This window comes from Alterinioella sp. B-7 (genome assembly GCF_056857775.1).
Genome location: NZ_JBSXNT010000022.1, coordinates 24,750 through 51,178 on the forward strand (window position 1 = coordinate 24,750; position 26,429 = coordinate 51,178).

Genomic DNA, 26,429 nt, shown 5'->3' on the forward strand with positions numbered 1-26,429 from the left:
CGGGCCGGGGCGGATTCGCCCTGAATCGCACAATTTTCGCACCTTTGGGGCAGAACGCCCGAAAAACAGGCAGGTTTGAAATTCCGCGCTGCGGCATCGCCTCTCCACAAAGCGGTCGAAACCGCTTATGGTGACCCAAAATGACGAGCAGGTTTAGAGAATGAGCAATTCGGGAAATCGCGGGCGGCGGGGCCAGGGCGGCAGGCGTCTGGTGGCGGATCGGCGCAACAGCACCACGCCCGCCAAGCCGGCGCAAACACGCAGGCGCAAGACAACGCGGCGCAAGGCCCCCGCCCGGCGCCGCGGCATCCTGGGCTTTTTCGGGCGTGTCTTGCGCTTTGTCTTGCGGCTGATCTTCGGCTTTCTGTGGCGCGGGACGCTGGCGGTTCTGCTGATCCTGGGCGTCGCCACGGCCTATATGTACACGACCCTACCCCCACTCGGCGAGGTGATCGACGGTCGACAGCGCGGCTCCGTCACGATGCTGGATCGCGATGGCAATGTCTTTGCCTGGCGCGGCGAGCAGTTCGGCGGCATGGGCGACCCGACCTCGATCTCGCCGCACCTGGTGAATGCCGTGGTGGCGACAGAGGATCGGCGGTTCTATCGCCATTGGGGGATTTCCCCGCGCGGTATCGCGTCCGCCATCCGCATCAACCTGAGCGAAGGGCGCGGGCCGCTGGAGGGGCATGGCGGGTCCACCATCACGCAGCAGGTCGCGAAGCTGATGTGCCTGGGCGTGCAGTACGACTCGGCGGAATGGGAATCCGAGGCCGAGTATGAGGCCGATTGCCGCCGCTCGTCCTTGTGGCGCAAGATCGCCGAGATCCCCTTCTCGCTGGCGATGGAGCTGCGCTATACCAAGGACGAGATCCTGACGATCTATCTCAACCGGGCCTATCTGGGGGCCGGCGCCTACGGGGTCGAGGCCGCGATGCAGCGCTATTTCGGCCGTTCCGCGGCCGAGGCGAATCCGCAGCAAAGCGCCATGCTGGCCGGCTTGCTGACGGCGCCCTCGCGTTTTGCGCCCACGACCAACCTGCAACGCAGCCAGGATCGCGCGGCGGTCGTGTTGGGCCTGATGGCGGCCGAGGGCTATCTGACAGAGGCCGAGGCCGAGGCGGCGCGGAATGATCCGGCGGTCCTCTCCGACGCGGCAGAGGCGCGCGCGGGCGGTTATTTCGCCGATTGGATCATGACGCAGGGCCCCGATTTTCTGACCACGGACACGACCGAAGACGTGATCGTGCGCACGACCTTCGACCCGCGCATGCAGGAGGCCGCCGAGGCCGCGCTGGCCGAGGTCTTCGCCAACCAGGCGAGTGAGGGGTCGGATGCGGAGGCGGCCATCGTGGTAATGTCGGCGGATGGATCGGTGCGCGCCATGGTGGGCGGGCGCGAGTCCGGCACCGGCCTCTTCAACCGCGCGACGATGGCGATGCGGCAGACCGGATCGGCCTTCAAGCCCTTTGTCTACGCCACCGCGCTGGACCTGGGCTGGCGCTTCGACGACATGATCATGGATGAGCCGCTGACGATCAACGTGCCGGGCTCCGGCCCCTATTCACCGGTCAATTACGACCGGCGATTCCGGGGGGAGGTGACATTGACCGCGGCGTTGCAGCATTCGCTGAACATCCCCGCCGTCCGCCTGTCCGAGGCCGTGGGCCGCGATCTCGTGCGCACGGTGGCCTCGCAATTCGGCATCGAAAGCGACCTGGCCGCCGGTCCCGCGCTGGCGCTTGGCGCGTCGGAAAGCACCCTGATCGAGATGACGGGGGCCTATGCGGGGATCCTCAACGGCGGCTCGGCGGTGACGCCCTACGGTCTCATCGACCTGCGCCTGCTTGGCGACAGCGAGCCGATGATCGGGCAGGGCGGCGGTATCCGCGAGCGTGTGATCTCGGAGGCGGCGGCGCGGCAGCTGACCTACATGATGGCGCAGGTCGTGGCCAATGGCACCGGTCGGCGCGCGGCGCTGGAAGATCGGCCCGTGGCGGGCAAGACCGGCACCACGTCGGCCTTGCGGGATGCCTGGTTCGTCGGGTTCACGGCGGATTACGTCGCCGGTGTCTGGATCGGATATGACGACAACCGGTCCCTCTCCGGCATCACGGGCGGCGGTTTGCCCGCCGAGATCTGGCGCCAGACGATGGAGCGCGTCCATGACGGGTTGCCACCGCGCCCCCTGCCGATGATCGACCCCGTGGCCGAGGCACGCCCGCCCGAGGAGCCGCAGGGCATCCGCCTGCCCGGCAACGAGCCCGGTGAGCCGGACCAGGGCCTTGGCGGTTTCTTGCGGCAGTTGTTGGGCGGCAACTAGGACGGGGAAGGGGACGTCCCGTCGACGGGCCGCTCTCGCGCTCGGTCGACCGAGCGCCTGTCCCGCTAACGTTCGAGGAAGGCGCTCAACTCCGTGTCCTCCAGCATCGCGGCGAACCATGCCAGCCCCGCGGGGCTGAGATGTTGTTCGTCGAAATAGAGGATCGGGCCGGTGGCACCATCGAAGACCGGGCAAGCGCCCGCTGTGCAGACCATCGCGTAGCGGTCGAGGAACTCCGCGCCGTGAGAGGCCGCGCGCGCGGCCAGATCGGCGGAGGTCGCGGCGATGTCGAAGGCGAAACTCTCGGGCCCGAGCGGCGCCAGGGCGCGCAGGGTGGTGCCCGCGAACCCGGCCTCGGTGGCGTGGGTCTCCATCGGGCTGGCGAAGGTCGGGCCGGGGCCGATCACGAGGGTATCGGCATCGACCGCGTCCAGCGTCGCCAGGGTGGCCGAGACGTTTTCATGCTCGCCCTGCCACCAGCGCGCGGCGAGGATCACCGGCGGCAGGGCGCCGCGCTCGGCCAGTGTCTCGATGATCCGATCCAGCGCGTCGAAGCACAGCGACCGGCCCCGGATATAGGTGGCGGGCACGCAGGAGGATTGATGCAGCATCGTGACGTGCCGGCCCGGATAGGCCATGAGCATGGCGGCCAGCACGTCGCGCCCGTGGCTGTCGCCGATCAGCAGCACGGTGTCCTCGGGGATCGCGGGGTCGGTGAGGCAGGCAAGCATTGCGTCGGTGCTGGCAATGTCGTCGAAACTGCAATAGCGGGCATTGGGCATGTCGCCCGCGCTGATCCGGTCTTGCAGATCGAGGTAATCCGCGCGGGCCCGGTCGATCTGGGTGATTGTCGCGCGGGTCGTGGACAGCGGCAGGGCCTCGCGCAAGGCCAGCACCGCGGCGGTTGGCAGGGCGAGGCCGATGGCCGCGATCACGGCCAGGGTGAGCGTGCCATGGCGCAGGATCGCGCGGCTTTCGCGGAACCCTGACCCGGTGCGCACCGGCGTCTCGGCAAAGCGGTAGATCAGGTGGCCAAGCAGGATCGAGACCGGGATCGCGACGGTCAGGATGCCTTCGGATTGGTTCATCTCGGAGGGCGTGATCGCCACCATCAGCGGCCAGTGAATGAGGTAGATCGCGTAGGAGCGCTGCCCGACCCATTGCATCCAGCGCCACGACAGCATCCGGCGCAACGGGTCGCGCGGGGATTCGGGTGCGGTCAGGATGATCAGCGTGCCCAGGACGGGCAGCCCCGCGCCAAGGCCCGGAAACGGCCCGCCGGCATAGGCGAGGATCATCCAGAAGATCAGCGCGAGGCCCGCGCCGCGCAGGAGCGGGCCGGAGAAGGGAAGCGCAAGCCGGGGCAGCAGGGCGACAACACCGCCCGCCGCGAATTCCCAGAATCGGGGCGGAGTGGCATAGAAGGCCCAGTTGGCGTTGCCCGCGCGGATCAGGATCTCGGAATAGGCCAGCGATGCTGCGGAAATCGCGATGAGCCCGAGGATGGTGGCGCCGCGCCCGAACCGGTGAAGGATCATCAGCACTGGCGGCATGATCAGGTAGAACTGCCATTCCAGCGACAGCGACCAGGTGTGCAAGAGCAGGTTGGTATCGCTGGCGCGGGCGAAATAGCCGGCCTCGGAGGCGAACTGGTAGTTGGAATAGAAGAACCCGGCGCTCAGGAAATGACCCGCGAAATCGGCGAAGGCCCCGTCGCCCTTGAGGATCAGCGCGGCGATCAGGGCGAAGGCCAGCACCGGCACCATCGCGGGCAGGAGGCGGCGGGCGCGGCGCAGCCAGAAGCGCAGCGGCGCAAACCCGCCCGCATCCAGCCCGATCATGATCTGTTGCGTGATCAGGTAGCCCGAGAGGACAAGGAACACGTCGACGCCGATGAACCCGCCCGCGACATCGTTATAGCCCGCGTGGTAGCCAAGCACCGCCAGCACCGCGATGGCGCGCAGCCCGTCGAGCTCATGACGATAGGCGATCGGGGCGGCGCTCATCTTTGGGCGGGTCCGGGACAGGGGAGGGCATGGCCCGCGACGGGATGCGCGGGCCGAAGGGTCAGCTTGCGTTGCGCAGATCGGCGATCATGGCGTCGATATTGCCGCCGTTGCGGTCCAGCATCGCGCCGATCTCCTCATGCTCAACGGTGCTCAGATTTATGCCTTCAATGATAAGATTATAGAAACGGTTCTGTCCGGAGGCGTTGGAAACGAGCCAGATAACTTGAAATGGGGCTTCGTTGCGAAGATTGGCTGTTGTCGTGACCTCAACCCCGGAACGAATCTCGCGGGTGCCGGTGATTTCAAACGTGCCCCCGATCAACTCGCGGAAACGGCTGCCATACTTGCGGGCGATGTAGCCCCGGAAGGCGGTGATAAAAGCGCTGCGCTGCGCATTGCTGGCGCGCCGCCAATCAACACGCATAACTGAAATCGCCACCGCGTTCATGTCCGCGTAGCGGTTCAAAAGGGCTTCAAAATCAGCATAAAGGCGGCTCGTGGAGCTGCCCGAATTGATCAGCGCATAGAGATCGACCAGCAGTGCATCGACCAGCGCGCGCGCGGCATTCACGGATTGCGCGATGAGTTGCGTGGGCATCGCGGCCAGCGCCGCGGCACCGCCCATCAGGCCCAGGAAGGCACGGCGGGTCGGGGTGAACTTATTGAGCATAGGGATCCTCATACGTATCGGTATAGGGGTCGAAATAATCGTCCTGCGCCTCGCCGCGCAGCTCGAACCGGCGGTTGGACAGATACAGGATGCGCGCGGCGGCATAGCCATCGGCGCTTTCATAGTAGAGCTCGTCGATGGTGTCGGAAAAGCGGTAGCGCGTGTTGAGCGCGCCGCCAATGCCCGCGGCCGTGGCATAATAGCTTTCGGGCGGCTCGACGAAGAAGCGCACCGGGTTCATGGCGCGATCGACGACAAAGCCCACCGTGTCGCGGCTGGTGGAGGGGCCCAGGACCGGCAGCACCACATAGGCCCCTTCGGGCGCGCCCCAGACATGCAGCGTCTCGCCGAAATCGGTGGCCTCTGCGTGCAGGCCGATCCCCGAGGCCGGATCCAGCAAACCGCCGAGACCAACGGTGGAGTTGATCGCGAAGCGGAACGTGTTGGCCAGCGCGTCGTCAATGCGCAGTTGCAACAGGTTGTTCAGCACGTAGCGCGGCTGATCAAGGTTGTCGGCGAAATTGCCGATGCCCTGGCGCACCGGTTCCGGCACCGCATTGCCCGCCCCCACCGACAGGGGCCGCACGATGGCGCGGTCAACGGCGACGTTGAAGGCATGAACCTCGCGGTTCTGTACCTCGGAGGGGTCGTTGATGACACCCTCGCCGGGCAGCGTGGCGGGGCCGCAGGCCGCAAGACCTGCCAGAAACGTCGCGGCAAGGGCCGTCTTCATGTGTCGAACTGGACCGGAATGAAACAATGGAGTATCCGTCAATGCTTTCGTAGGTTAATCGGGTTAGGCCGTTACACCGTAGGATGCGGGGACAACGCCAGAGCCGAATCCACCCGGCCCGCATTTCACGTATAGTGTGTGGCAGGGCTGTCAACAACCGGCGGGGAATGGCCCGCCACAAGGGGCGGGAGACCGCCCTTGGGGGAATGAGCGGGACGATGACGTCAATCGGTGTGACGCCTTCACAGGAGCTGCGCGAGGTGCGGCGCAGGAACTCCGGGCTGCTTTGGGCGGTCTTCGTCTTCAGCATGTTCACCAACCTGCTGATGCTGACCGGCCCGCTGTTCATGTTGCAGGTCTATGACCGGGTGCTCGGGTCCGGCTCCGAGGAGACGTTGTTGGCGCTGTCGCTCCTGGTGACGTTCCTGTTCCTGATGATGGGCCTGCTGGATTACGCGCGGGGCCGCGTTGCGGCGCGCGTCGGGGCGCGGTTCCAGGACCAGATGGACAGCCGGGTGTTCCGGGCCGCGCTGACGCAGGCCGCGCGCCGCGGGGGCGCGCAGACCGGGCTGGCGGATCTGGAGTCGATCCAGAAACTGATGGCCTCGCCCATCTTCCTGGCGATCTTCGACATGCCGTGGACGCCCGTTTTCCTGGCCGCGATCTTCATCTTCCACCCCTGGCTCGGCTGGCTGGCGATGGGGGGCGGCGTGCTCCTGGTTCTGATTGCGCTGCTCAACCAGGCGCGGTCGGCGCAACCGCTGGCCGAGGCGCAGGGTGCGGCGCTGCATGCCGACCGGATGGCCACGCGGCTGCAATCGGACAGTGAGCTTCTGCGCTCGCTCGGGATGCAGGGCGCGGCGCTGTCAAGGTGGCAGAAACTGCGCGCGCGCGCCCTCGGGCAGGGCATGGAGGCGGCGGATCGGGTCGGCGGTTACACCACCCTGACCAAGACGCTGCGGCTGTTCCTGCAATCGGCGATGCTCGGCCTCGGGGCGTGGCTGGTGCTGCGCGGCGAATTGTCGGCGGGCGCGATGATCGCGGGCTCGATCCTTCTGGGTCGCGCGCTGGCCCCGATCGAGATGGTGATCGGCCAATGGCAGAGCGTCGCGCGCGCCCGCACCGGGTGGCGCAGGTTGCAGGAGCTTCTGACCTTTGTGCGCCCCGAACCTGTCCGCCTGCCGCTGCCGCGCCCGAACGCGCTGTTGGAGGTCAACCAGTTGTCGGTGGTGCCGCCGGGCGCGCAACAGGCCACGCTGCGCGGGGTGACGTTCAAGGTGCTGCCGGGGCAGGCCGTGGGCGTGATCGGCACATCGGGGGCGGGGAAATCCACGCTGGCCCGTGCGCTCACCGGGGTCTGGCCGCCCGCCGGGGGGCAGGTGCGGCTGGATGGCGCGACGCTGGACCAGTATGACCCCGATATCCTGGGCCGCCTGATCGGCTACCTGCCGCAGAGCGTGACTCTGTTCGATGGCACCCTGGCCGAAAATATCGCCCGGCTGGACGAGGATCCGGACCCCGAAAACGTCGTCGCCGCCGCGCGCAAGGCCGCCGCCGACCGGATGATCCGCGAACAGGTCAATGGCTACGACACGCGCATGTCCTCCGATGGCGGGCGGCTCTCGGGCGGGCAGATCCAGCGGGTCGGCCTGGCCCGCGCGCTTTATGGCGATCCGGTCCTGCTGGTGCTGGATGAGCCGAACTCGAACCTCGACCATGAGGGCAGCGAGGCCCTGAACACCGCGATCCGCACCATGAAGGCCGAGGGCAAATCGGTCCTGATCATGGCCCACCGTCCCGCCGCGATTGCCGAATGCGACATGCTTCTGGTGCTGGATGGCGGCCTGCCCAAGGCGTTCGGGCCGCGTGACGAGGTGCTGCGCAAGGTGCTGTCCAATCATGATCAGGTGACCGGCCCGAATGGTGAGGGACCAAGACCGGGGGGGATAAGCTGATGGCAGGGGATACGCCGCAAAAGGCCTGGTCGGTGCGCTGGCCGATGCTTCTGGGGATGGCGACGCTCTTGCTGCTGGTCGGTGGCTTCGGGGCCTGGGCCATGTTCTCGAACATCGCGGGCGCGATCGTGGCACCGGGCCAGATCGAGGTCGACCAGAACCGGCAGGCGGTGCAACACCCCGAGGGGGGCGTCGTCGCCGCGCTGATGGTCGATGAGGGGCAGTTGGTGGCCGAGGGCGATATCATGCTGCGCCTCGACGGCTCGGTCATCCAGTCCAACCTGGCCGTGGTCAACGCGCAATATGCCGAATGGCGCGCCCGCCGTGCCCGGCTTGTGGCCGAACGCGACGGGCTGGAGGAGGTGGTGTTCCCCGCCGATGTCGTGGAGGCCGCCGAGGGCAATGACGACCTGCGCGAGGTGCTGGAGGGGCAGCGCAACCTCTTCGAGGCGCGTCGTGAGACATTGGCGCAGGAGATCGACCAGTTGGGCCGCCGCGCCGATCAGATCCGGGCGCAGATCGGCGGGATCGCCGCACAGCGTGTCGCATTGGAGGAACAGCAGGGCCTGGTCACCGAGGAACTTGTCAACGTGCAGAACTTGGTCGATCGCGGCCTCACCGAGGCCACCCGCGCGCTGTCCCTGCGGCGCGAGAATGCGCGGCTTCTGGGCACTCTCGGAGAGCTTGAGGCCAGCGCCGCCGAGTCCGAGGGGCGGATCACCGAGATCGAGCTGGCGATCTTGCAATTGCAGACCACCCGCCGCGAGGAAGCCATCGCCGAGCTGCGCGAGGTCCGGGTGCAGGAGGCCGAACTGGCCGAACGCCAGCGCGCGCTGTCGCGGCAATTGTCCGAGATGGAGGTCCGCGCGCCCGTGGGCGGCATCGTCTACGGCCTCCGCGTCTTCGGCACGCGCTCGGTGGTGCAGGCCGCCGAACCGGTGCTGTTCCTGGTGCCGCAGGACCGCCCGCTGGTGATCTCGGCGCGCATCAGCCCGACCAATGTCGATGAGGTCTATGTCGGCCAGACCGTCGTGCTGCGCTTTCCGGTCTTCGACGCCCGCACCACGCCGGAACTGGCGGGCCGTGTCAGCCAGGTTTCGGCCGATGCCTTCACCGACGAGACCACCGGCGTCAGCTATTTCGAGGTCGAGATCGTCTTGAGCGACGGCGAGATCGACCGGCTGGAGGGTGAGACCCTGCTGCCCGGTATGCCGGTCGAGGCCTATATCCGCACCCAGGACCGCACCCCGATGGCCTATCTGCTGCGCCCGCTGACGGATTATTTCAACCGCGCCTTCCGGGAAAGCTGATCGGCGCTTTTCAGCACCGGGCCCGCGGGGTAACGTGGCCGCAACTTTCGCAACGCAGCCGAGGTGTCTGAGAAATGAGCCAGTTTGAATCCCGTCTCGCCGATATGGGTGTGACCCTGCCCGACGCCCCCGCGCCCGCCGCCAATTACGTGCCCTCGGTACGGGTGGGCGACATGCTCTATGTCTCGGGCCAGGTCTCGATGGGGCCGGACGGGTTCATCACCGGCAAGCTCGGGGCCGATATGGAAACCAACGAGGGCGCGCAGGCCGCGCGGACCTGCGCGATCAGCCTGCTGGCGCAGGTCAAGGCCGCCTGCGACGGCGACCTGGACCGGTTGCAACGGGTCGTGAAGCTGACCGGCTTCGTCAACTCGACGCCCGAGTTCGGCGAACAGCCCGCCGTCATCAATGGCGCCTCGGATTTCCTGGCCGAGGCCCTGGGCGATGCCGGGCGGCACAGCCGATCCGCCGTGTCCGCCGCGTCGCTGCCCTTCGGCGTTGCCGTCGAAATCGAAGGCATTTTCCAGATCTCATGACATTGCGCCAGCGCTTCCTCGAACGGCCGATCGCGCATCGCGGTCTGCATGATGCCGGCGCGGGACGCCCGGAAAACGGCCTGAGCGCGATCCAGGTTGCGGTCGATGCGGGCTATGGCGTCGAGATCGACCTGCAACTGTCCTCGGACGGGGTGCCGATGGTGTTCCACGACCATGAGCTTGAGCGCATGACCGGCATGCGGGGTGAAATCTCGGATTTGCCTGCCGAGGACCTGGTGCAAATCCCGCTGCGCGGCACCGACCGGCCGATCCCGACGCTGCACGCCGCCTTGCAGGTCGTCGAGGGGCGGGTGCCGCTGCTGATCGAGATCAAGGACCAGTCCCGCGTCATGGGCGAGGTCGATGGCGTGCTGGAACGCGCCGTGGCCGAGATGCTGGACCATTATGCCGGCCCCGTCGCGGTGATGAGCTTCAACCCCCATTCCATCGCTGCGATGGCCGAGGCCGCCCCCGACGTGACCCGTGGCCTTGTCACCGGCGGCTACGATCACCCGGCCTGGGCGCCCCTGGGTGAGGCACGCCTGGAGCAGCTGCGCGCGATTGCCGATTTCGACCGGGTCGGGGCCAGCTTCATCAGCCATGACAAGGACGACCTGGACGATCAGGCGGTGCAGGAGCTGCGCGGGCGCGGCGTGCCGGTCCTATGCTGGACCGTGACCTCGCCCGAGGAAGCGGATGACGTGCGCGGCAAGGCCGATAACATCACCTTCGAGGGCTTTCGCCCCTGACGCGCCGTGCGATCGCTGCGCATTGATCCTGCCGCGATCCGCCCCATCTGTTTCCTGACCAGCCCTTGCACAGGACCGCAGCCGAGATGGATGGCGAAACACAACTTGAGGTGACGGCCCATGCCAGCCTGGCCGATATCGACCCGGTCGATTGGGATGCCTGCGCCTGCCCCGAGGCGGCGGATGGCCCTCCGACCGACCCGTTTACCACCTATCGGTTTCTCTTCGCGCTGGAGCAATCCGGTTCCGTCGGACCCGGCACCGGCTGGCAGCCGCATTACCTGCTGGTGCGGGCGGGGGGCGAGGTCATTGCCGCGGCCCCGCTTTACGCCAAGGGGCACAGCCAGGGCGAATACATCTTCGACCACAACTGGGCCCATGCGTTCGAGCGCGCGGGCGGGCAATATTACCCCAAGCTGCAAGTCGCGGTCCCCTTCACTCCTGCCACCGGGCGCCGGTTCCTGACCCGTCCGGGATGGGAGGATGCGGGCCGTGCGGGGCTGGTTCAGGGCGCTGTGCAGGTGGCGGAGAATGGCGGGCTCTCTTCGGTTCATGTCACCTTCTGCACCGAGGAAGAGGCCGAGCGCGGCGCGCAGATGGGCCTCCTGCATCGCATCACGCAGCAGTTTCACTGGATGAACCGGGGCTATGCCGATTTCGACGGGTTCCTGGCCAGCCTCGCCTCGCGCAAGCGCAAGGCGATCCGGCGCGAGAGGCGGCAGGCGCAGGCGTTCGGAGGCGAGATCGTCAACCTGACCGGCGATGACCTGCGGCCAGAGCACTGGGATGCGTTCTGGACCTTCTACCAGGATACCGGCGCGCGCAAATGGGGGCAGCCTTACCTGACGCGCAGATTCTTCGACATCGTTCAGGAGACGATGCGCGACGATGTGCTTCTGGTGCTGGCGTTGCGCGACGGGCATCCGATCGCGGGCGCGCTCAACTTCATCGGGCGCGACGCGCTTTTCGGCCGCTACTGGGGCTGCATCGAGCATCACCCCTGCCTGCATTTCGAGCTGTGCTATTATCAGGCCATCGACGCCGCCATCGCGTGCGGTCTGTCCCGTGTCGAGGCCGGTGCGCAGGGCGATCACAAGCTGGCGCGCGGCTATCTGCCGGTGGCCACCCATTCGCTGCACTGGCTGGCCGATCCCGGCTTCTCGGAGGCGGTGGCGAATTACCTTGAGGCGGAACGCGACGCGATGGAGGACGAGATCGAGGTGCTCACCTCCTACGGGCCGTTTCGCAAACCGGATGTGGAGGAACAGGAATGAGCGACAAGTTGAGCGACGAGGAGCGCAAGGAGGATCTGGCCCCGCTGCTGCAAAACGGATGGGATATGGTCGACGGGCGCGATGCCATCACCAAGCGGTTCACCTTCCGCAATTTCGTCGATGCGTTCGGCTGGATGACCCGCGCGGCGATCTGGTCCGAGAAGTGGAACCACCATCCCGAATGGTCCAATATCTACAAACATGTGGACGTCACCCTTGCCAGCCATGACGTGGACGGGTTAAGCGCCCGCGACGTAAAGCTGGCGCGCAAGATGGACGCGCTGGCCGAAAAATAGGCCAACAGGAGACGCGACCCATGGATCAGGAGTTCTTCATCGCGCTGGCGATCAACGCGATCACGGCCCTTGTCATCGCCATCGTGGCGCTGTGGTTCAGCGGGTGGGTGCGCACGCGCATCGTCAAGCTGTCGGAGCGCAACGCGCGCTTTGACCGGACGCTGGCGCATTTCCTGGGCTCGGTCGCGCGCTACGCGATCCTGGCGCTGGCGGTTGTCTTCATCCTGGGCCGGTTCGGCATCCAGACAACCTCGCTGGCCGCGATCATCGGTGCCGCGGGCCTCGCCATCGGGCTGGCGCTGCAAGGCTCGCTGTCGAACCTCGCCGCCGGGGTGCTGCTGGTGGCGCTGCGGCCCTTCAAGGCGGGCGACTACATCAGCGCGGGCGGCGAAAGCGGCACGGTCGATGAGATCACGCTGTTCAATACCGAGATGACGACGCCCGACAACGTCAAGATCATCGTGCCAAATGGCGATATCTTCTCGTCCGCGATCACCAACTATTCGCATTACGACAAACGCCGTTGCGACCTGGTTTTCGGCGTGTCCTATGACACCGACCTGAAACAGGCCGAAACCGCGATCCTGTCCTGCATCACCGCCGACCCGCGCGCCCATCAGGAGCCGGAGCCCTTCGTCAAGGTCTCGAATCTCGGCGACAGCTCGGTCGATTTCACCGTGCGCGTGTGGTGCGATGCCAGCGATTACTGGGGCCTCAAGTTCGACCTTACCCGCGCCGTGAAAGAGGCCTTCGACGCGGGCGGCATCGACATTCCGTTCCCGACCCAGACCCAGATCAACGTCGAGGCGTAGGGGCGAAACAGCCTCGTTGTAGGTTCCAATGCCGGACCCTCAATTGGTCGGGTATTGCGGTAACGACAAGAAAATGGCACCTGTTCTGGTGCCATTTTCGTTCAAGACTTAACTCACATCTGTTCGGCCAGCGCCTCGCCGCCCGAGCGGTCGCAGACGCCGGGGCCGTCCTCGATGTTCAGCACTGTCACCTCGCCGTCTTCCACCAGCATGGAAAACCGTTGCGACCGGTCATAGAGGCCAGCAGGCGGGGCGGTGAAGTCGAGGCCGAGCGCCTTGATGAAGCCCGCGCCGGGATCGGCCAGCATGGTGATGCCCGCATCCGCCGCCCCCGTCGCCTCGCCCCAGGCCTTCATCACGAAGGGGTCGTTGACCGAGACGCAGATCACCTCCTCGACGCCCTTGGCGGCAAGGGCCGCCTGCGCGCGCATGAAACTGGGAACATGCGCGGTGGAACAGACGCCGGTATAGGCGCCGGGCAGGCCAAAGATGACAACCTTGCGGCCCTTCACAAGCGGCCCGAGCGCGACCTCTTCCGGGCCGTCCGCGCCCATGCGCATCAGGGTGGCGTCGGGCAGGGTGGAGCCTTTGGCAACTGTCATGTTTTATCCTTTCGGGAAATGGTGCATATGGTCATCAACTTAGGGCTGAAGCCATCATAGGCACGGGGTCGGGGAAAGCTATGTCTCATATTGTGGTTATCGGGGCCGGGCAGGCCGGATCGTCGCTGGTCGCGAAACTGCGCAGCGAAGGGTTCGAGGGGAAGATTACGCTGATCGGCGAGGAAGCCAGCCCGCCCTATCAGCGCCCGCCGCTGTCGAAGAAATACCTGACCGGCGAGATGGAGCTTGAGCGGCTCTTCCTGCGCCCCACGGCCTATTACGCCGACAACAATATCGAGCTTCTGCTGAGCAGTGCCGCCAAATCCATCGACGCCCTGGCCAAGACCGTGACCGTGGGCGACCGCAAGATCCCCTATGATCAGTTGGCCTTGACCACGGGGTCGGTCCCGCGCCGTCTGCCCGATGCGATCGGCGGCGGGCTGAAGGGTGTTCATGTAGTGCGCGGGCTGGCGGATGTCGATGCGATGGCGCCCGGTGTCGCGACGGGCAAGCGCGTGCTGATCGTCGGCGGTGGCTATATCGGGCTGGAGGCGGCCTCGGTCTGCGCCAAGATGGGCATGACGGTCACCCTGGTCGAGATGGCCGAGCGTATCCTGCAACGCGTGGCCTGCCCCGAAACCTCGGCCTATTTCCGCGACCTGCACCGCGCCCACGGCGTCGATATCCGCGAGGGCGTCGGTCTGGACCGGCTGGTGGGTGAGGATCACGTCACCGGCGCGGTGCTGTCGGACGGCACCAAGCTGGCGCTCGACATGGTCATCGTCGGCGTCGGCATCGCGCCCGCGACGGAGCTGGCGGAGGAGGCAGGCTTGGTAGTTGAGAACGGTATCCGCACCGATGCGCAGGGGCGCACCTCCGACCCGTCGATCTGGGCCGCGGGCGATTGCGCCTCGCTGATTTACAAGGGCAACCGGATCCGGCTGGAATCGGTGCAGAACGCGATTGATCAGGCGGAATGCGTGGCCAGCAACATGTTGGGGGCAGGGAAGGATTATGCGCCCCACCCGTGGTTCTGGTCCGATCAGTATGATGTGAAATTGCAGATTGCCGGGCTGAACACAGGCTATGATCGCGTCGTGGTCCGGCCCGGTGAGGGCCAGACAGTGTCGCATTGGTATTACGCGGGCGACACGCTGCTGGCGGTCGACGCGATGAACGATCCGCGCGCCTACATGGTGGGCAAGCGGCTGCTGGAGGCCGGGAAAAGCCCCGCGGCAGAGGTCGTGGCGGACCCGGAGACCGAGCTCAAGGCGCTGCTGCGGCCGTGAGGATCATCGCGGGCCGCAACCGGGGCAAGGCGCTGGCCTCGGTCGGCAAGGGCGATGCCAGGGCGCATCTGAGGCCGACCAGCGACCGGGTGCGCGAGAGCCTTTTCAACCTGCTTCTGAATGGCGGCTACGGCGATCCGGTAACGGGCGCGCGGGTGCTGGATCTTTTCGCAGGCACCGGCGCGTTGGGGCTGGAGGCGCTGTCGCGTGGCGCAGGTTTTGCCTGTTTCGTCGATGACGGCATGGCCGCGCGGGCGCTCTTGCGCGAGAATATCGGGCTGTGTCAGGCGCAAGGCGTGTCCAAGGTTTTCCGCCGCGATGCAACCCGGTTGGGCGAGGCGCAGCAACCGGCCTTCGACCTGATCTTCCTCGACCCGCCCTATGGCAAGGGCCTGGGGGAAAAGGCGCTGGCCTCGGCGCTGGCGGGGGGCTGGATCGCGCCCGATGCGTTGATCGTCTGGGAAGAAAACGGCCCGCCGATCGTGCCTGAAGGGTGCGACTTGCTGGACCAGCGCCGCTATGGCGACACGGTGATCACGATCGCGGGGCTGTCGGATGGGTAGGCCGGCGCTGGTGATCTTCGATTGCGACGGCGTGCTGGTCGATAGCGAGGTGATCGCGGTGCGGGTTCTGGTCGCCAACCTGGCGCGGCACGGCCTGGCGCTGACGGAGGCAGACGCGCACGCGATGTTCGTTGGCGGCACGATGGCCGGTAATGCCGAGGTGGCGCGCGCGGCGGGGGCCGACCTGGGGCCGGATTGGGTGGCGGGCATCTATGCCGAGATTTACGCCGCCCTGCGTGACGGGACGCTGGTGACAAAGGGCGTGCCGGAGGTGCTCGACCTGCTGGACGCGGCCCGCGTGCCTTATTGCGTCGCGTCCAATGGCAGCGAAGAAAAGATGCAGATCACGCTTGGCCAGACGGGTCTTTGGCATCGGTTTCAGGGCGCGGTGTTCTCGGCCCATACGCTTGGCGTGGCCAAGCCCGACCCACGATTGTTCCTGACCGCGGCGGGCGATGTCCCGCCCGAAACCTGCGTCGTGATCGAGGACAGCCCGACCGGCGTGCGCGCCGCGATTGCCGCTGGAATGCGCTGCCTGGCTTACGCACCCGAGGGCGATGGCGTCGCGTTGGCGGGGCTTGGGGCGGAGGTCTTCACGTCAATGACGGATCTGCCGGAAATGCTGCACCTGACACGGGCCTGAGCTTGCCCCTTTCGGCCCGATATGCGACCGTCCGCGCAACCAGAAAAACCGCAGATACAGGCCCCATGTCGGATCCTTCCGCCCTTCTTTCGACCGTCTTCGGATTCGACCGCTTCCGCCCCGGCCAGGAGGAGATCGTGGAGGCCGTGATCGCGGGCGAAAACGTGCTGGCGATCATGCCGACGGGGGGCGGGAAATCGCTGTGCTTCCAACTGCCCGCGCTGTGCCGAGAGGGCGTCACGGTGGTGATCTCGCCGCTGATTGCGCTGATGCGCGACCAGGTGCGCGCCCTGCGTGAGGCAGGGGTTGCGGCGGGGGCGTTGACCTCGGGCAACACGGAAGAGGAGACCGACGCCGTCTGGCGCGGGCTGGAGGAGGGAAGCCTCAAGCTGCTTTACATGGCGCCGGAGCGCCTGGCCTCGGGCGGCACGGAACGGATGCTCAAGCGGGCGGGTGTGAGCCTCATCGCGGTCGATGAGGCGCATTGCGTCAGCCAGTGGGGCCATGATTTCCGTCCGGATTATCTGCGCATCGGGGCGTTGCGCCGCGCGCTCGACGTGCCGCTGGCGGCCTTCACCGCGACGGCGGATGCAGAAACGCAGGTCGAGATTGTCGAGCGCCTCTTTGATGGCCAGCCCCCCGCCAGCTTTCTGCGCGGGTTCGATCGGCCCAACCTGTCCCTCGCTTTCGAGGTCAAGAACCAGCCGCGCCAGCAGATCCTGGCTTTCGCCGCCGCCCGCAAGGGGCAGTCGGGCATCGTCTATTGCGGCACGCGGGCCAAGACCGAGACGCTGGCGCAGGGCCTGCGCGAGGCGGGGCATAACGCCTGTTTCTATCACGGCGGCATGGAGGCCGAGGACCGCCGCATCGTCGAGAGCCGCTTTGCCGTGGAGGACGGGCTGATCGTCGTCGCCACGGTGGCCTTCGGCATGGGGGTGGACAAGCCCGACATAAGATGGGTGGCCCATGCCGACCTGCCCAAGTCGATCGAGGCCTATTACCAGGAGATCGGCCGCGCCGGGCGCGATGGCGCGCCTGCCGATACCCTGACGCTCTATGGTCCCGACGATATCCGCCTGCGCCGGTCCCAGATCGACGAGGGGCTGGCCCCGCCGGACCGCAAATCCGCCGATCACGCGCGGCTGAACGCACTGCTTGGGCTGGCCGAGGCGCTGGAGTGCCGCCGCAAGGGCTTGCTTGGCTATTTTGGCGAGGAGGCCGGGAATTGCGGCAATTGCGACCTCTGCGCCACCCCGCCGGACACCTTCGACGCGGGCGTCGCGGTGCAAAAGGCGTTGAGTGCGATCCTGCGCACGGGAGAATATTTTGGCGCGGGGCACCTGATCGACATCCTTCTGGGCAATGTGACCGACAAGATCCGCCAGCGCGGCCATGACGATCTGCCCACCTTCGGCGTCGGCACCGAGTTCGACAAGCGCGGCTGGCAGGCCGTGTTTCGCCAGATGGCCGCGCATGACCTCGTGCGCCCCGATCCCGACCGTTTCGGCGCGCTGCGGATGACCGAGGCCGCGCGCCCCATCCTGCGCGGCGAGGCAGGCATCACCCTGCGCCGCGACACCATCGCCAAGGCGCCGCGCCGCCCCGCGATCAAGATGCTGGTCAGTGAGGAGGACGCGCCGCTTCTCTCCGCGCTCAAGGCCAAGCGGCGCGGGCTGGCCGAGGCGGCGGGGGTGCCGGCCTATGTGATCTTCACCGACAAGACCCTGATCGAGATGGCCGAGACCCGGCCCGAGAGCATGGACGCGATGGCGCGCGTCAGTGGTGTCGGCGCGGTCAAGCTGGAACGCTACGGCGCGGCCTTTCTGGAGGTGATCACCGGCGACGCGCCCGCCCCCGACCACCCTGCACGGCGCAAGCTGGCGGGCCGCGCGGCGGGGCCGGTGTTCGACCGGCTGATGGAGGCGCAGGTGGAGCTGTCGCGCGGCGAGATGGGAACCGAGAAATACCTCTCCTGCACCCATGCGACGCTGCGCCAGATCGCCGAGCGGCGGCCCGGATCGCTGGAGGATCTGGCCCGCATTTCGGGCATGGGCGCGCAGAAGGCGGACCGTTTCGGCCCCGCCTTCCTCGATATCCTGCACGATGCTTGACCTTGGATGGGAGGTGCTGGCGCTGCTTGTCGCGGCGGGCTTCGTCGCGGGGTTCATCGACTCGATTGCGGGCGGTGGCGGGCTGATCGGGGTGCCGGTGCTGCTGCTGGCGGGCGCCGATCCGGTGACCGCGTTGGCGACGAACAAGATCCAGGGGCTGTTCGGCTCGGCCTCGGCGGCGATCAGCTATGCGCGGGCCGGGCTGGTCAATCCGCGCCGCCAACTGGCACCCGCGGCGATGGCCTTCGCGGCCTCGGTCCTGGGCGCGCTCGCGGTCAGCGTGTTGCCCACGGACCTGTTGCGCGCGGCACTGCCCGTCCTGCTGATCGCCATCGCGCTTTTCTTCGCGCTGAAACCGGGGCTGGATGACCTGGACCGGGCCGAGCGCATCTCGCCGCGCCTCTTCATGCTGACGCTGGCGCCTGCCATCGGGTTCTATGACGGATTGCTTGGCCCCGGCGCGGGATCGTTCTACATGCTTGGCTTCGTGATGCTGGCGGGCTACGGCGTGTTGCGGGCGACGGCGCATACCAAACTGCTCAACCTCGCGTCGAATTGCGGCGGGTTGCTGGCCTTCGCCTTCGTGGCCTCCCCCTGGTGGGGTGTTGGCTTGCTGATGGGGGCGGCGCAATTCGCGGGCGCACAGGTGGGCGCGCGGCTGGCCGCGCGGATCGGCGCGCGGTTGATCAAGCCGCTTCTGGTGGTGATGACCACGGCAATGGCGCTGCGCCTGATGTGGGACTGGATTTGAAGGGGAAGGCTGAATGCTGATCGTGATTTCACCGGCCAAGCGGCTGGATTGGGCCGCGCGCGATGTCGAGATGACCGAGCCGATGTTCCAGGCCGATGCCAACCGGCTGGCCACCACGGCCAGGCAGCTGAGCGGCAAGAAGCTGCAGGAGTTGATGGATATCAGCCCCGACCTGGCCAAGCTGAACCGCGAGAGGTTCCAGCGCTTCGCGAAAGGCGCGGACAAGCGCCCGGCGGTGCTGGCCTTCGCGGGCGATACCTATCAGGGGCTGGAGGCGGCCTCGCTCGACCCCGAGGAACTGGCCTTTGCGCAGGATCATCTGCGCATCCTGTCGGGGCTCTACGGTCTGCTGCGACCGATGGATGCGATGCAGGAATACCGGCTGGAGATGGGCAGCCGGCTCAAGACGCGGCGGGGCGAGTCGCTCTATGACTATTGGGGCGACCAGATCACCAAGGCGCTGAATGTGCAGGCCGAGCGGCTTGGCACGGACACGCTGATCAACTGCGCCTCGGTCGAGTATTTCACCGCCGCCAACCGCAAGGCGCTGAAACCGCGCGTGATCACGCCGCAATTCCTGGAAGAAAAACCGGGCGGGCCGAAGATTGTCAGCTTCTTCGCCAAGAAGGCCCGCGGCGCGATGGCGCGCTTCATCATCACGCGGCGGCTGACCGATCCCGAGGGTATCCTGGAGTTCGATACCGGCGGATATGAATACGCGCCGGGGTTGAGCGATGAGGGGAAACCGGCGTTTCTGCGGCCCGCGAGCGCGGCCTGAGATCGGGGCGGGGACGCGATATCGACAACGCGTGACCGTTCCCGGTCGACCGGGAATATAGCCTCATTTACCGGTTCTGGTCGCCCACATTCTCCTCGAAGGCCTTGTTGAACGCTTCCACCTTTTCGGGGCTGGCATCGGTCTGATACTTCGCCTTCCAGTCAGACATCGGCATTCCGTAGAAGGTCTCGCGCGCCTCTTCCTTGTCCATCTCGATGCCGCGCTCGGCGGCGGCCTCCTGATACCAGCGGGCCAGGCAGTTGCGGCAGAACCCGGCCCGGTTCATCATGTCGATATTCTGCACATCCGGGCGGTCCTGCATCAGGTGTTTCTGCAGGCGGCGAAAGGCGGCGGCTTCGATCTCGGTGCGGGTCTGGTCGTCCATGGCATGTGTCTCCTTCTGCCTCTCAAACCTGTGCGTCGGCCAGCGCGCCGTCAAGGATGGGGGCCAGCCGGTGCGCCCATTGCCGCTGTTGGTCAGGCGTTGTGATCAGGTCGTTGCGCAGCTCGATCAGCACATGCGGACGGCCCGTCTGCACGCCGTGGCGGTCCAGCGTGTCGCCGGGCAAGTGGCCGGAATAGGGCTCGTTATCGCCCACGAATATCCCTGCCTCGGCGCGCAGCCGCTCCAGCAGCGGCAGGGCCAGGCGGTTATCTTCGGCATAGAGCACGCCGACATGCCAGGGCCGCATCTCGCGCCCCTTGAATTGCGGCGTGAAGCTGTGGACCGACAGGATCACCCGGTCGTCACGCTGCGCCGCAAGCCCCGCCAGCGCGTCGTGATAGGGGCGGTGGAAGGCGGCGAGGCGGCGCTCGGTTTCCGCGGCATCCGCATTTCGGTTGGCCGGGATGATCGAGCCGTCATAGAGCCGCATCAGAACGGTCGGGTCATGCTCGCCCCGGTTCGGGTCGATGACCAGCCGGGAAAAGCGCGACAGGATCAGCGGCGCGTCGAGATCGCGGGCCAGGTGGCGCGACAGCCCCTCGGCCCCGACATCATAGGCGATGTGGCGGGTCATATCGGCCTCAGGCAGCCCAAGGTCGCCGCCGTTCACGCAATCCGGCACGAGGTTGGTCGCATGGTCGCAGGTGACCAGCCAGCGGGCCGGGCGGTCGGCGCCGTCGATCTCATAGGGTTGGGTTGTCCGGGGCTCGTCTCTCATCGCAGAATGTCACATACGCCAGGTTGCGCCCAAGGACCAGTTGTCCTGTAATGGGATTTGAGAGATAAGGGCGCCAGCTGATATGTGAGCGCTAACATCCTACCAGAGAGGCAGGTCCGCATGAAACGCCAACGCAATGTGAAGATCGTGGCAACCCTAGGGCCCGCGTCCAACGATTACGAGATGATCCGGGCCCTGTTCGAGGCCGGGGCCAACGTGTTCCGCCTCAACATGAGCCATGGCGACCACGAGGAGATTCGTGCCCGTCACGCGATCATTCGCAAGGTCGAGCAGGATCTGGGCCAGCCGATCTGTATCCTGGCCGACCTGCAGGGGCCGAAACTGCGCTGCGGCGTGTTCGCCGATGGCCCCTATGAGTTGCAGGACGGCGCGTCGTTCCGGTTCGATCTGGACGAGGCCGAGGGCGATGCCACCCGCGTGCAACTGCCCCACCCCGAGATCTTCGCGGCGCTGGAGGTGGGCTCCACCCTTCTGGTCAATGACGGAAAGATCAAGTTGCAGGTGCAGGGGTGCGGCGCCGATTTCGCCGATTGCACGGTAATCGCGGGGGGTGAGATTTCCAACCGCAAGGGCGTGAACGTACCCGACGTCGTGCTGCCGCTGGCCGCGCTTTCCGACAAGGACCGGGCCGATCTGGAGTTTGTCTGCGGCCTCGGCGTCGACTGGCTGGCGCTCAGCTTCGTGCAGCGTGCGGCGGATGTCTCCGAGGCGCGCGCGCTGGCCAAGGGGCGTGCCGCGATCCTGTCGAAGATCGAGAAACCCGCCGCCGTCGAGGCGTTCGAGGAGATCCTCGCGGCTTCGGACGGCATCATGGTGGCGCGCGGCGATCTGGGGGTGGAACTGCCTGTCCAGAACGTGCCGCCGATCCAGAAACGCCTGGTGCGCCGCTGCCGGGCCAGCGCCAAGCCGGTGATCGTGGCGACCCAGATGCTGGAATCGATGATCGAAAGCCCGGTGCCGACGCGGGCCGAGGTCTCGGACGTGGCAACCGCGATCTACGAGGGGGCCGATGCCGTCATGCTGAGCGCCGAAAGTGCCGCGGGCGATTACCCGGTCGAGGCGGTGACGACGATGCACAATGTCGCGTTGGAGGTCGAGGCGGACCCCACCTATCGCGAGATCATGGTCAACACCCGCAGCGTCAAGCGCTCGACCGTGGCCGACGGCATCGTCGCCTCGGCGCGCGAGATCGCCGAGACCACGGATATCAAGGCGATCTGCTGCTTCACCCAATCGGGCACCACGGGGGCGCTGGTCGCGCGCGAACGGCCCACGGTGCCGATCATCGTGATGACGCCGCTGGTCGATGTGGCACGCCGGATGAGCCTGACCTGGGGCACCAATTGCGTCGTGACGGAAGAGTTCTCGCGCTTCAAGCTGGCCGTCATCGCCGCCGCCCGCGCCGCGCGCAGCACCGGATTCGCGACCTCCGCCGATCAGATCGTGGTGACAGCGGGCGTGCCCTTCAACGTGCAGGGCACCACGAACATCATCCGCGTCGCGCCTTGCGCCGAGCATCTGATCCTCTCGACCGACCTGGAATGATCCCCGACGCGGATATCCTGCTGGCGGTGTCCACGCTGGTCTGCGGGTTCGCGATCGCCGGGTCGCTGGCGGCCTGGGTGGATAAGCGGTTTCCGGTCGTGGCGCTGGCGGTGCTGGCCGTGGCCGCGGGCGTCTTTGTCTATGCCTATGCGCAGATCCCCGACCCGAACGGCTGGCGCGAGGTGCCCGACGCCTTCATCTCGGTCGCGGCGCGTTTGCTCAACTGAGGTCTTGCCCCTGCGCGGGTTTGCTTGTAGCAAGCGCGCTCTAACCGATGCGTGCGGCCGATGTGGCATGCCGAATCGCATCCGATCCGACCCAAACAAGATGGAGACGGAAATGCCCAAGATGAAGACGAAGTCGAGCGCCAAGAAGCGCTTCAAGGTCACGGCCTCGGGCCGTGTGAAGGCCGGACAGGCGGGCAAGCGCCACGGCATGATCAAACGCAGCAACAAATTCATCCGCGACGCCCGCGGCATGACCGTTCTGTCCGCCCCTGACGAGAAGATCGTCAAGGCATTCATGCCCTACGCACGCTAAGGAGGCCCCGATATGTCCCGAGTCAAAGGTGGGGTTGTCACCCACGCACGTCACAAGAAGATCGTCAAAGCCGCGAAGGGCTATTATGGCCGTCGCTCCACGACCTTCCGCACCGCCACGCAAGCCGTGGACAAGGCGAACCAATACGCAACCCGCGACCGCAAGAACCGCAAGCGCCAGTTCCGCGCGCTGTGGATCCAGCGCATCAACGCCGCCGTGCGCAGCCATGACGAATCGCTGACCTATTCGCGCTTCATCAACGGCCTGTCGCTGGCCGGGATCGAGGTGGACCGCAAGGTTCTGGCCGATCTCGCCGTGCATGAGCCCGAAGCCTTCGGCGCCATCGTCGACCAGGCCAAAGGCGCGCTGGCGTAAAAGCATTGCGCAACCCGTTGCAGAAAGGCCGCCCCCGGCAATGAGGGCGGCCTTTTTCATTGTCCGGATGAATCAGGCCGGGTGTCGCGGCGCGATCATGACCGGCGCATAGCGCAGCGCGAAGAGGGCAAAACCGACAATCCACAGCGTTGCCGACAAATGCAGTGTCCACAGGGGCGCGGCGGGGAAGGTCGAGGCGATGCGGGATAGCGCGGCCAGCGGCAGCGCGGCCAGGAACGCGGTCTCGACCCATCCGGCTTTCAGCGGGCGGCCCGAATGGCCAAGCGTCGCGCGGCTCATCACTGTCAGGGTCATCGCGCCGATCGCGCCGACCGTCCAGCTGTGGATCGTGGACATCGCGGGGACCAGCCCGAAGGCAGCGAGCCCCGCCAGCAGGAAGCCGAGGCCGACGAAGCCATAGGCGATGTGCAACGTGAAGAGCAGCGGCTCGGTCCGCGTCGCCCACCCGCACCAGCGCGCAAGGCGAAGGATGTGCAGCGCGCCAAGCGCAAGCCCCGCGATGCCGGTCAGCGGGTGGGCGGGCAGCGCCACCCATAGCGCGAGGGCCGGGACGGTCAGGGCCAGTGTCGCCTTGTCGAACCCGTTCATCTCGGCGGGCAGGGCGCTGGCCCCTTGCGCCTTCAGCCAGTTGCGGGTGAAGGCGGGGATGATGCGGCCGCCGATCAGGCAGATCAGGCCAACAAGCACCGCGATGCCGATCCGCCCGCCGTAATATCCGGACCCTGCCAGCGTCTCCCAGTGAAAGAGCGCGTCGCCGATCAGGAACAGCACGCAAATCGCCAGAACCGGCAGGTTGCGCCTGTTGCCGCCCGCGATGATCTCGCGCCCCGCGAAGGCGCTGAAGAGGGCGGGAAAGGCGAGGTCGAGGGCAATCAGCGAGGGCGAGACTTCCTCTGGTCCGATCAGGAACCCGATCCGCGCCGCCAGCCAGATCAGTGCCAGCGCCGCCAGCGGCAGTCCCGAAAGCGGCGGGCGCCGGGTCCAGTTCGGGATCGCCGTCAGCAGGAAGCCGCACAGCACCGCGCCGCCATAGCCGAAGACCAGCTCATGCACATGCCAGTCGAGCGGCAGGAGCGGGCCGGTCAAGGCCATGCCGCCCGCCCAATAGGTGATCCATATCCCCATCGAGATCGCGGCCCAAAGGGCGGCCATGAGGAAGAAGGGGCGGAAACCTTGGCTGAAGAACGGCATGGGCGGGGACTTTCTGACCGATTTGGTCGGATATGAACCCTGCGGGCTGTGGGATGCAATGCGGCGAAATGGTGCGGGCCGATTTGCTTTCGCGTCAAGTTCTGCTAGCAGGTCGGCAACACCCCAAGAGGAAGTGAAGATGGACGATCTGCGCGACAAGTACCTGACGGCGATTGCCGATGTGACGGATGAGGCGGGCCTCGAGGCATTGCGCGTGCAGGCCGTGGGCAAGAAGGGTGAGATCAGCCTCAAGATGCGCGAGTTGGGCAAGATGACGCCCGAGGAACGCCAGGTCGCGGGTCCGGCGTTGAATGCGCTCAAGAACGAGGTCAACTCGGCGATTGCGGCGAAGAAGGCCGCACTTGGCGATGCCGCCCTGGACGAGAGGCTGCGCGCCGAATGGCTGGACGTGACCCTGCCGGGCCGCCCGCGCCGGATGGGGACGATCCACCCCGTCAGCCAGGTGATGGAAGAGGTCACCGCGATCTTCGCCGATATGGGATTTGCCGTTGCAGAAGGTCCGCAGATCGAGACCGACTGGTACAATTTCGACGCGCTCAACATTCCCGGCCACCACCCCGCACGGGCCGAGATGGACACGTTCTACACGCATCGCGCGCCGGGGGATAACCGCCCGCCGCATGTGCTGCGCACCCATACCAGCCCGGTCCAGATCCGGCATATGGAGAAATACGGCGCCCCCTGCCGCATCATCGCGCCGGGCCGCGTCTACCGCGCCGATTACGACCAGACGCATACCCCGATGTTCAACCAGGTCGAGGGGCTGGCACTGGATCGCGATATTTCCATGGCGAACCTGAAATGGGTGCTGGAGGAGTTCTTCTCGGCCTATTTCGGCGAGAAAGTCAAAACCCGCTTCCGCGCCTCGCATTTCCCGTTCACGGAGCCCTCGGCAGAGGTCGATATCCAGTGTTCCTTCGAAGGCGGCACCGTCAAGGTGGGCGAGGGCGACGGCTGGCTGGAGGTTCTGGGATCCGGCATGGTGCATCCCAATGTGCTGAAGGCGGGCGGGATTGATCCGGCGGAATGGCAGGGCTTTGCCTTCGGCATGGGGATCGACCGGATCGCGATGCTGAAATACGGGATCCCCGATTTGCGGGCGTTCTTCGATTCAGATCTGCGCTGGCTGCGGCATTACGGGTTCAGCGCGTTGGATGTGCCGGCGGTGCATTCGGGGGTCTAGGCTTGTCGAACACTGGGCGTGTCGATCACGCTACAATGAAGAGTGTGGCAACACTTCGGTTCAAGGAGGCGAGCAAGAGGGCTCACCGCTTGTTTGCAATGAGCTCAGCAGTCTGGGCCAAGGAATGGGCGGAGAATGCTAGAGACGATTTCATCTCTGATCTTTTTGAGTTTGCTTCTTACGCTTACGATCTGGCTGACTTGATTGATCTTCGTGATGGCGACGTGGACATATCGAAAGGCGGAGCCATTCATCTTTCAAAGGCACCTTGGCCATACGAGACGGACTATCGTCGCTGTTTGAATGCAATTCGCCATGCAACGAGTCTTAATTTTCTCAACGCAAACGCTCCAAGCGGACGCCGTCTGTTTGTTGAAAATGAGAATGTGATGTTGGCAGCTGTAGTTGTTTCAACCAGTCGGCACCGGGGATTCAGAGTCGTACCGATTTTCGCACTGTCTTTCGCGTTCTTACAGCATGTCAGACCTCGGGCACTGTCGTGGATAGCAAGCGGTGACGTCCAGCCAGCCAAGCCCAAGTCATAGATTAGCAGTCCCCGGCCGTCATGCCCAACGCGCGGAATCAAGGCCGTAGGCCGCCGCGCGATCGCCAGCATTGACCCGGCAGGCGATTTCCAACGGAAATCTGCCGAGAGGGGGCCGCCCCCCGGGCTGGCGATATGGTGAGGCAAACGCTCCGTTCTGGAGCCGGAATGACTTGGCCAGCATAAAGTGCAATCCACCACCGTCGCATCGCCATCCCGCGGTCTGGCCATCGCGCGGCTTCGCACTAGGATACTATGCGGACACCCGTCGCCGCGCTACGCTCCCCGAATTCTCAACGCGGAGCGCAGATATGCTTAAGTCCTTTTCCACCACCCTCTGAACCGCCCCGGCTTTACCGGAGACCCAGAAGTAAGGATACTGGGTTATGGGAAAGACGAAGAACGGAGCCTCCCGACCTCC

The 26,429-nt window shown here is 66.1% G+C and carries 27 protein-coding genes; 20 read left to right on the forward strand and 7 right to left on the reverse strand.

Going from position 1 to position 26,429, the window contains the following annotated elements; translation table 11 throughout:
- Positions 1 to 160 precede the first annotated feature (160 nt).
- Complete coding sequence (locus AC13C7_RS03180) at positions 161 to 2,323, forward strand: transglycosylase domain-containing protein (RefSeq protein WP_482866580.1); 2,163 nt, start codon at positions 161 to 163, stop codon at positions 2,321 to 2,323.
- Between the two features lie 65 nt (positions 2,324 to 2,388).
- Here the strand turns inward: AC13C7_RS03180 and AC13C7_RS03185 are convergent, their stop codons facing one another.
- The 3 genes from AC13C7_RS03185 to AC13C7_RS03195 form a co-directional block, all read right to left on the reverse strand.
- Positions 2,389 to 4,329 (reverse strand): acyltransferase family protein, encoded by a 1,941-nt coding sequence (locus AC13C7_RS03185; protein WP_482866581.1) that lies wholly within the window; start codon positions 4,327 to 4,329, stop codon positions 2,389 to 2,391.
- 61 nt (positions 4,330 to 4,390) lie between these two features.
- The gene (locus AC13C7_RS03190) at positions 4,391 to 5,002 is read right to left on the reverse strand and encodes an MlaC/ttg2D family ABC transporter substrate-binding protein (RefSeq protein ID WP_482866582.1); all 612 of its coding nucleotides are present in this window, start codon (positions 5,000 to 5,002) and stop codon (positions 4,391 to 4,393) included.
- A complete protein-coding gene (locus AC13C7_RS03195) occupies positions 4,992 to 5,735 on the reverse strand; it encodes an MlaA family lipoprotein (RefSeq protein WP_172320274.1) in 744 nt (247 codons plus the stop codon). The genes AC13C7_RS03190 and AC13C7_RS03195 overlap by 11 nt, the downstream gene beginning before the upstream one ends.
- 218 nt (positions 5,736 to 5,953) lie before the next feature.
- On the opposite strand from AC13C7_RS03195, the gene AC13C7_RS03200 reads away from it, so the two are divergent.
- The 7 genes from AC13C7_RS03200 to AC13C7_RS03230 all read left to right on the forward strand — a co-directional run bounded on the left by AC13C7_RS03200 (position 5,954) and on the right by AC13C7_RS03230 (position 12,667).
- Complete coding sequence (locus AC13C7_RS03200) at positions 5,954 to 7,690, forward strand: type I secretion system permease/ATPase (RefSeq protein WP_482866583.1); 1,737 nt, start codon at positions 5,954 to 5,956, stop codon at positions 7,688 to 7,690.
- Positions 7,690 to 9,000 carry an HlyD family type I secretion periplasmic adaptor subunit gene (locus AC13C7_RS03205; protein WP_482866584.1) on the forward strand — a complete coding sequence of 437 codons (1,311 nt, stop codon included), beginning with the start codon at positions 7,690 to 7,692 and terminating at the stop codon, positions 8,998 to 9,000. Before AC13C7_RS03200 ends, AC13C7_RS03205 begins: the two co-directional genes overlap by 1 nt.
- A 74-nt stretch (positions 9,001 to 9,074) precedes the next feature.
- The gene (locus AC13C7_RS03210) at positions 9,075 to 9,536 is read left to right on the forward strand and encodes a RidA family protein (RefSeq protein ID WP_446119063.1); all 462 of its coding nucleotides are present in this window, start codon (positions 9,075 to 9,077) and stop codon (positions 9,534 to 9,536) included.
- Positions 9,533 to 10,285, forward strand: a complete 753-nt coding sequence (locus AC13C7_RS03215; protein ID WP_482866585.1) for a glycerophosphodiester phosphodiesterase family protein — start codon at positions 9,533 to 9,535, stop codon at positions 10,283 to 10,285. The genes AC13C7_RS03210 and AC13C7_RS03215 overlap by 4 nt, the downstream gene beginning before the upstream one ends.
- A gap of 86 nt (positions 10,286 to 10,371) precedes the next feature.
- Positions 10,372 to 11,559 carry a GNAT family N-acetyltransferase gene (locus AC13C7_RS03220; protein ID WP_172320269.1) on the forward strand — a complete coding sequence of 396 codons (1,188 nt, stop codon included), beginning with the start codon at positions 10,372 to 10,374 and terminating at the stop codon, positions 11,557 to 11,559.
- Entirely contained in the window at positions 11,556 to 11,855 is a 300-nt protein-coding gene (locus AC13C7_RS03225; RefSeq protein WP_172320268.1) for a 4a-hydroxytetrahydrobiopterin dehydratase, read from the forward strand. Before AC13C7_RS03220 ends, AC13C7_RS03225 begins: the two co-directional genes overlap by 4 nt.
- Before the next feature lie 20 nt (positions 11,856 to 11,875).
- Positions 11,876 to 12,667: a mechanosensitive ion channel family protein gene (locus AC13C7_RS03230; protein WP_172320267.1), complete on the forward strand. Its 792-nt coding sequence runs from the start codon at positions 11,876 to 11,878 to the stop codon at positions 12,665 to 12,667.
- Positions 12,668 to 12,780: 113 nt separating this feature from the next.
- Here AC13C7_RS03230 and AC13C7_RS03235 read toward each other — a convergent pair whose 3' ends face one another.
- Positions 12,781 to 13,269 carry a redoxin family protein gene (locus tag AC13C7_RS03235; RefSeq protein WP_482866586.1) on the reverse strand — a complete coding sequence of 163 codons (489 nt, stop codon included), beginning with the start codon at positions 13,267 to 13,269 and terminating at the stop codon, positions 12,781 to 12,783.
- Between the two features lie 80 nt (positions 13,270 to 13,349).
- Here AC13C7_RS03235 and AC13C7_RS03240 point away from each other — a divergent pair, with 80 nt between their 5' ends.
- The 6 genes from AC13C7_RS03240 to yaaA all read left to right on the forward strand — a co-directional run bounded on the left by AC13C7_RS03240 (position 13,350) and on the right by yaaA (position 19,404).
- A complete protein-coding gene (locus AC13C7_RS03240; RefSeq protein WP_482866587.1) occupies positions 13,350 to 14,558 on the forward strand; it encodes an NAD(P)/FAD-dependent oxidoreductase in 1,209 nt (402 codons plus the stop codon).
- Positions 14,555 to 15,121, forward strand: coding sequence for a 16S rRNA (guanine(966)-N(2))-methyltransferase RsmD (gene rsmD, locus AC13C7_RS03245; RefSeq protein WP_482866588.1), 567 nt, complete (start codon positions 14,555 to 14,557; stop codon positions 15,119 to 15,121). Before AC13C7_RS03240 ends, rsmD begins: the two co-directional genes overlap by 4 nt.
- Positions 15,114 to 15,764, forward strand: coding sequence for an HAD family hydrolase (locus AC13C7_RS03250; RefSeq protein ID WP_482866589.1), 651 nt, complete (start codon positions 15,114 to 15,116; stop codon positions 15,762 to 15,764). Before rsmD ends, AC13C7_RS03250 begins: the two co-directional genes overlap by 8 nt.
- Before the next feature lie 65 nt (positions 15,765 to 15,829).
- Positions 15,830 to 17,875: a DNA helicase RecQ gene (gene recQ / locus AC13C7_RS03255; protein WP_482866590.1), complete on the forward strand. Its 2,046-nt coding sequence runs from the start codon at positions 15,830 to 15,832 to the stop codon at positions 17,873 to 17,875.
- Positions 17,868 to 18,626: a TSUP family transporter gene (locus tag AC13C7_RS03260; protein WP_482866591.1), complete on the forward strand. Its 759-nt coding sequence runs from the start codon at positions 17,868 to 17,870 to the stop codon at positions 18,624 to 18,626. The genes recQ and AC13C7_RS03260 overlap by 8 nt, the downstream gene beginning before the upstream one ends.
- A gap of 13 nt (positions 18,627 to 18,639) precedes the next feature.
- Positions 18,640 to 19,404: a peroxide stress protein YaaA gene (gene yaaA, locus AC13C7_RS03265; protein ID WP_482866592.1), complete on the forward strand. Its 765-nt coding sequence runs from the start codon at positions 18,640 to 18,642 to the stop codon at positions 19,402 to 19,404.
- A 67-nt stretch (positions 19,405 to 19,471) separates the two neighbouring features.
- Here yaaA and AC13C7_RS03270 read toward each other — a convergent pair whose 3' ends face one another.
- The gene (locus tag AC13C7_RS03270) at positions 19,472 to 19,789 is read right to left on the reverse strand and encodes a DUF1244 domain-containing protein (RefSeq protein ID WP_482866593.1); all 318 of its coding nucleotides are present in this window, start codon (positions 19,787 to 19,789) and stop codon (positions 19,472 to 19,474) included.
- A gap of 22 nt (positions 19,790 to 19,811) precedes the next feature.
- Positions 19,812 to 20,567 carry an N-formylglutamate amidohydrolase gene (locus AC13C7_RS03275; RefSeq protein ID WP_446169822.1) on the reverse strand — a complete coding sequence of 252 codons (756 nt, stop codon included), beginning with the start codon at positions 20,565 to 20,567 and terminating at the stop codon, positions 19,812 to 19,814.
- A gap of 120 nt (positions 20,568 to 20,687) precedes the next feature.
- On the opposite strand from AC13C7_RS03275, the gene pyk reads away from it, so the two are divergent.
- From pyk to rplT, 4 genes are all read left to right on the forward strand, one after another.
- Positions 20,688 to 22,133: a pyruvate kinase gene (pyk, locus tag AC13C7_RS03280; RefSeq protein WP_172320257.1), complete on the forward strand. Its 1,446-nt coding sequence runs from the start codon at positions 20,688 to 20,690 to the stop codon at positions 22,131 to 22,133.
- A complete protein-coding gene (locus AC13C7_RS03285; protein WP_474889517.1) occupies positions 22,130 to 22,360 on the forward strand; it encodes a hypothetical protein in 231 nt (76 codons plus the stop codon). The genes pyk and AC13C7_RS03285 overlap by 4 nt, the downstream gene beginning before the upstream one ends.
- Before the next feature lie 112 nt (positions 22,361 to 22,472).
- A complete protein-coding gene (gene rpmI / locus AC13C7_RS03290; protein ID WP_172320255.1) occupies positions 22,473 to 22,673 on the forward strand; it encodes a 50S ribosomal protein L35 in 201 nt (66 codons plus the stop codon).
- 12 nt (positions 22,674 to 22,685) lie between these two features.
- On the forward strand, positions 22,686 to 23,048 hold the full coding sequence (gene rplT, locus AC13C7_RS03295) for a 50S ribosomal protein L20 (RefSeq protein WP_446119092.1): 363 nt from the start codon (positions 22,686 to 22,688) through the stop codon (positions 23,046 to 23,048).
- Positions 23,049 to 23,120: 72 nt separating this feature from the next.
- On the opposite strand, the gene AC13C7_RS03300 is transcribed toward rplT, so the two are convergent.
- Positions 23,121 to 24,260, reverse strand: coding sequence for an NnrS family protein (locus AC13C7_RS03300; RefSeq protein WP_482866594.1), 1,140 nt, complete (start codon positions 24,258 to 24,260; stop codon positions 23,121 to 23,123).
- 139 nt (positions 24,261 to 24,399) lie between these two features.
- Between AC13C7_RS03300 and pheS the strand changes: the two genes are divergently transcribed.
- A complete protein-coding gene (gene pheS / locus AC13C7_RS03305) occupies positions 24,400 to 25,464 on the forward strand; it encodes a phenylalanine--tRNA ligase subunit alpha (protein WP_172320252.1) in 1,065 nt (354 codons plus the stop codon).
- A 98-nt stretch (positions 25,465 to 25,562) separates the two neighbouring features.
- Positions 25,563 to 26,009, forward strand: coding sequence for a hypothetical protein (locus tag AC13C7_RS03310; RefSeq protein ID WP_482866595.1), 447 nt, complete (start codon positions 25,563 to 25,565; stop codon positions 26,007 to 26,009).
- Positions 26,010 to 26,429: the final 420 nt, after the last annotated feature.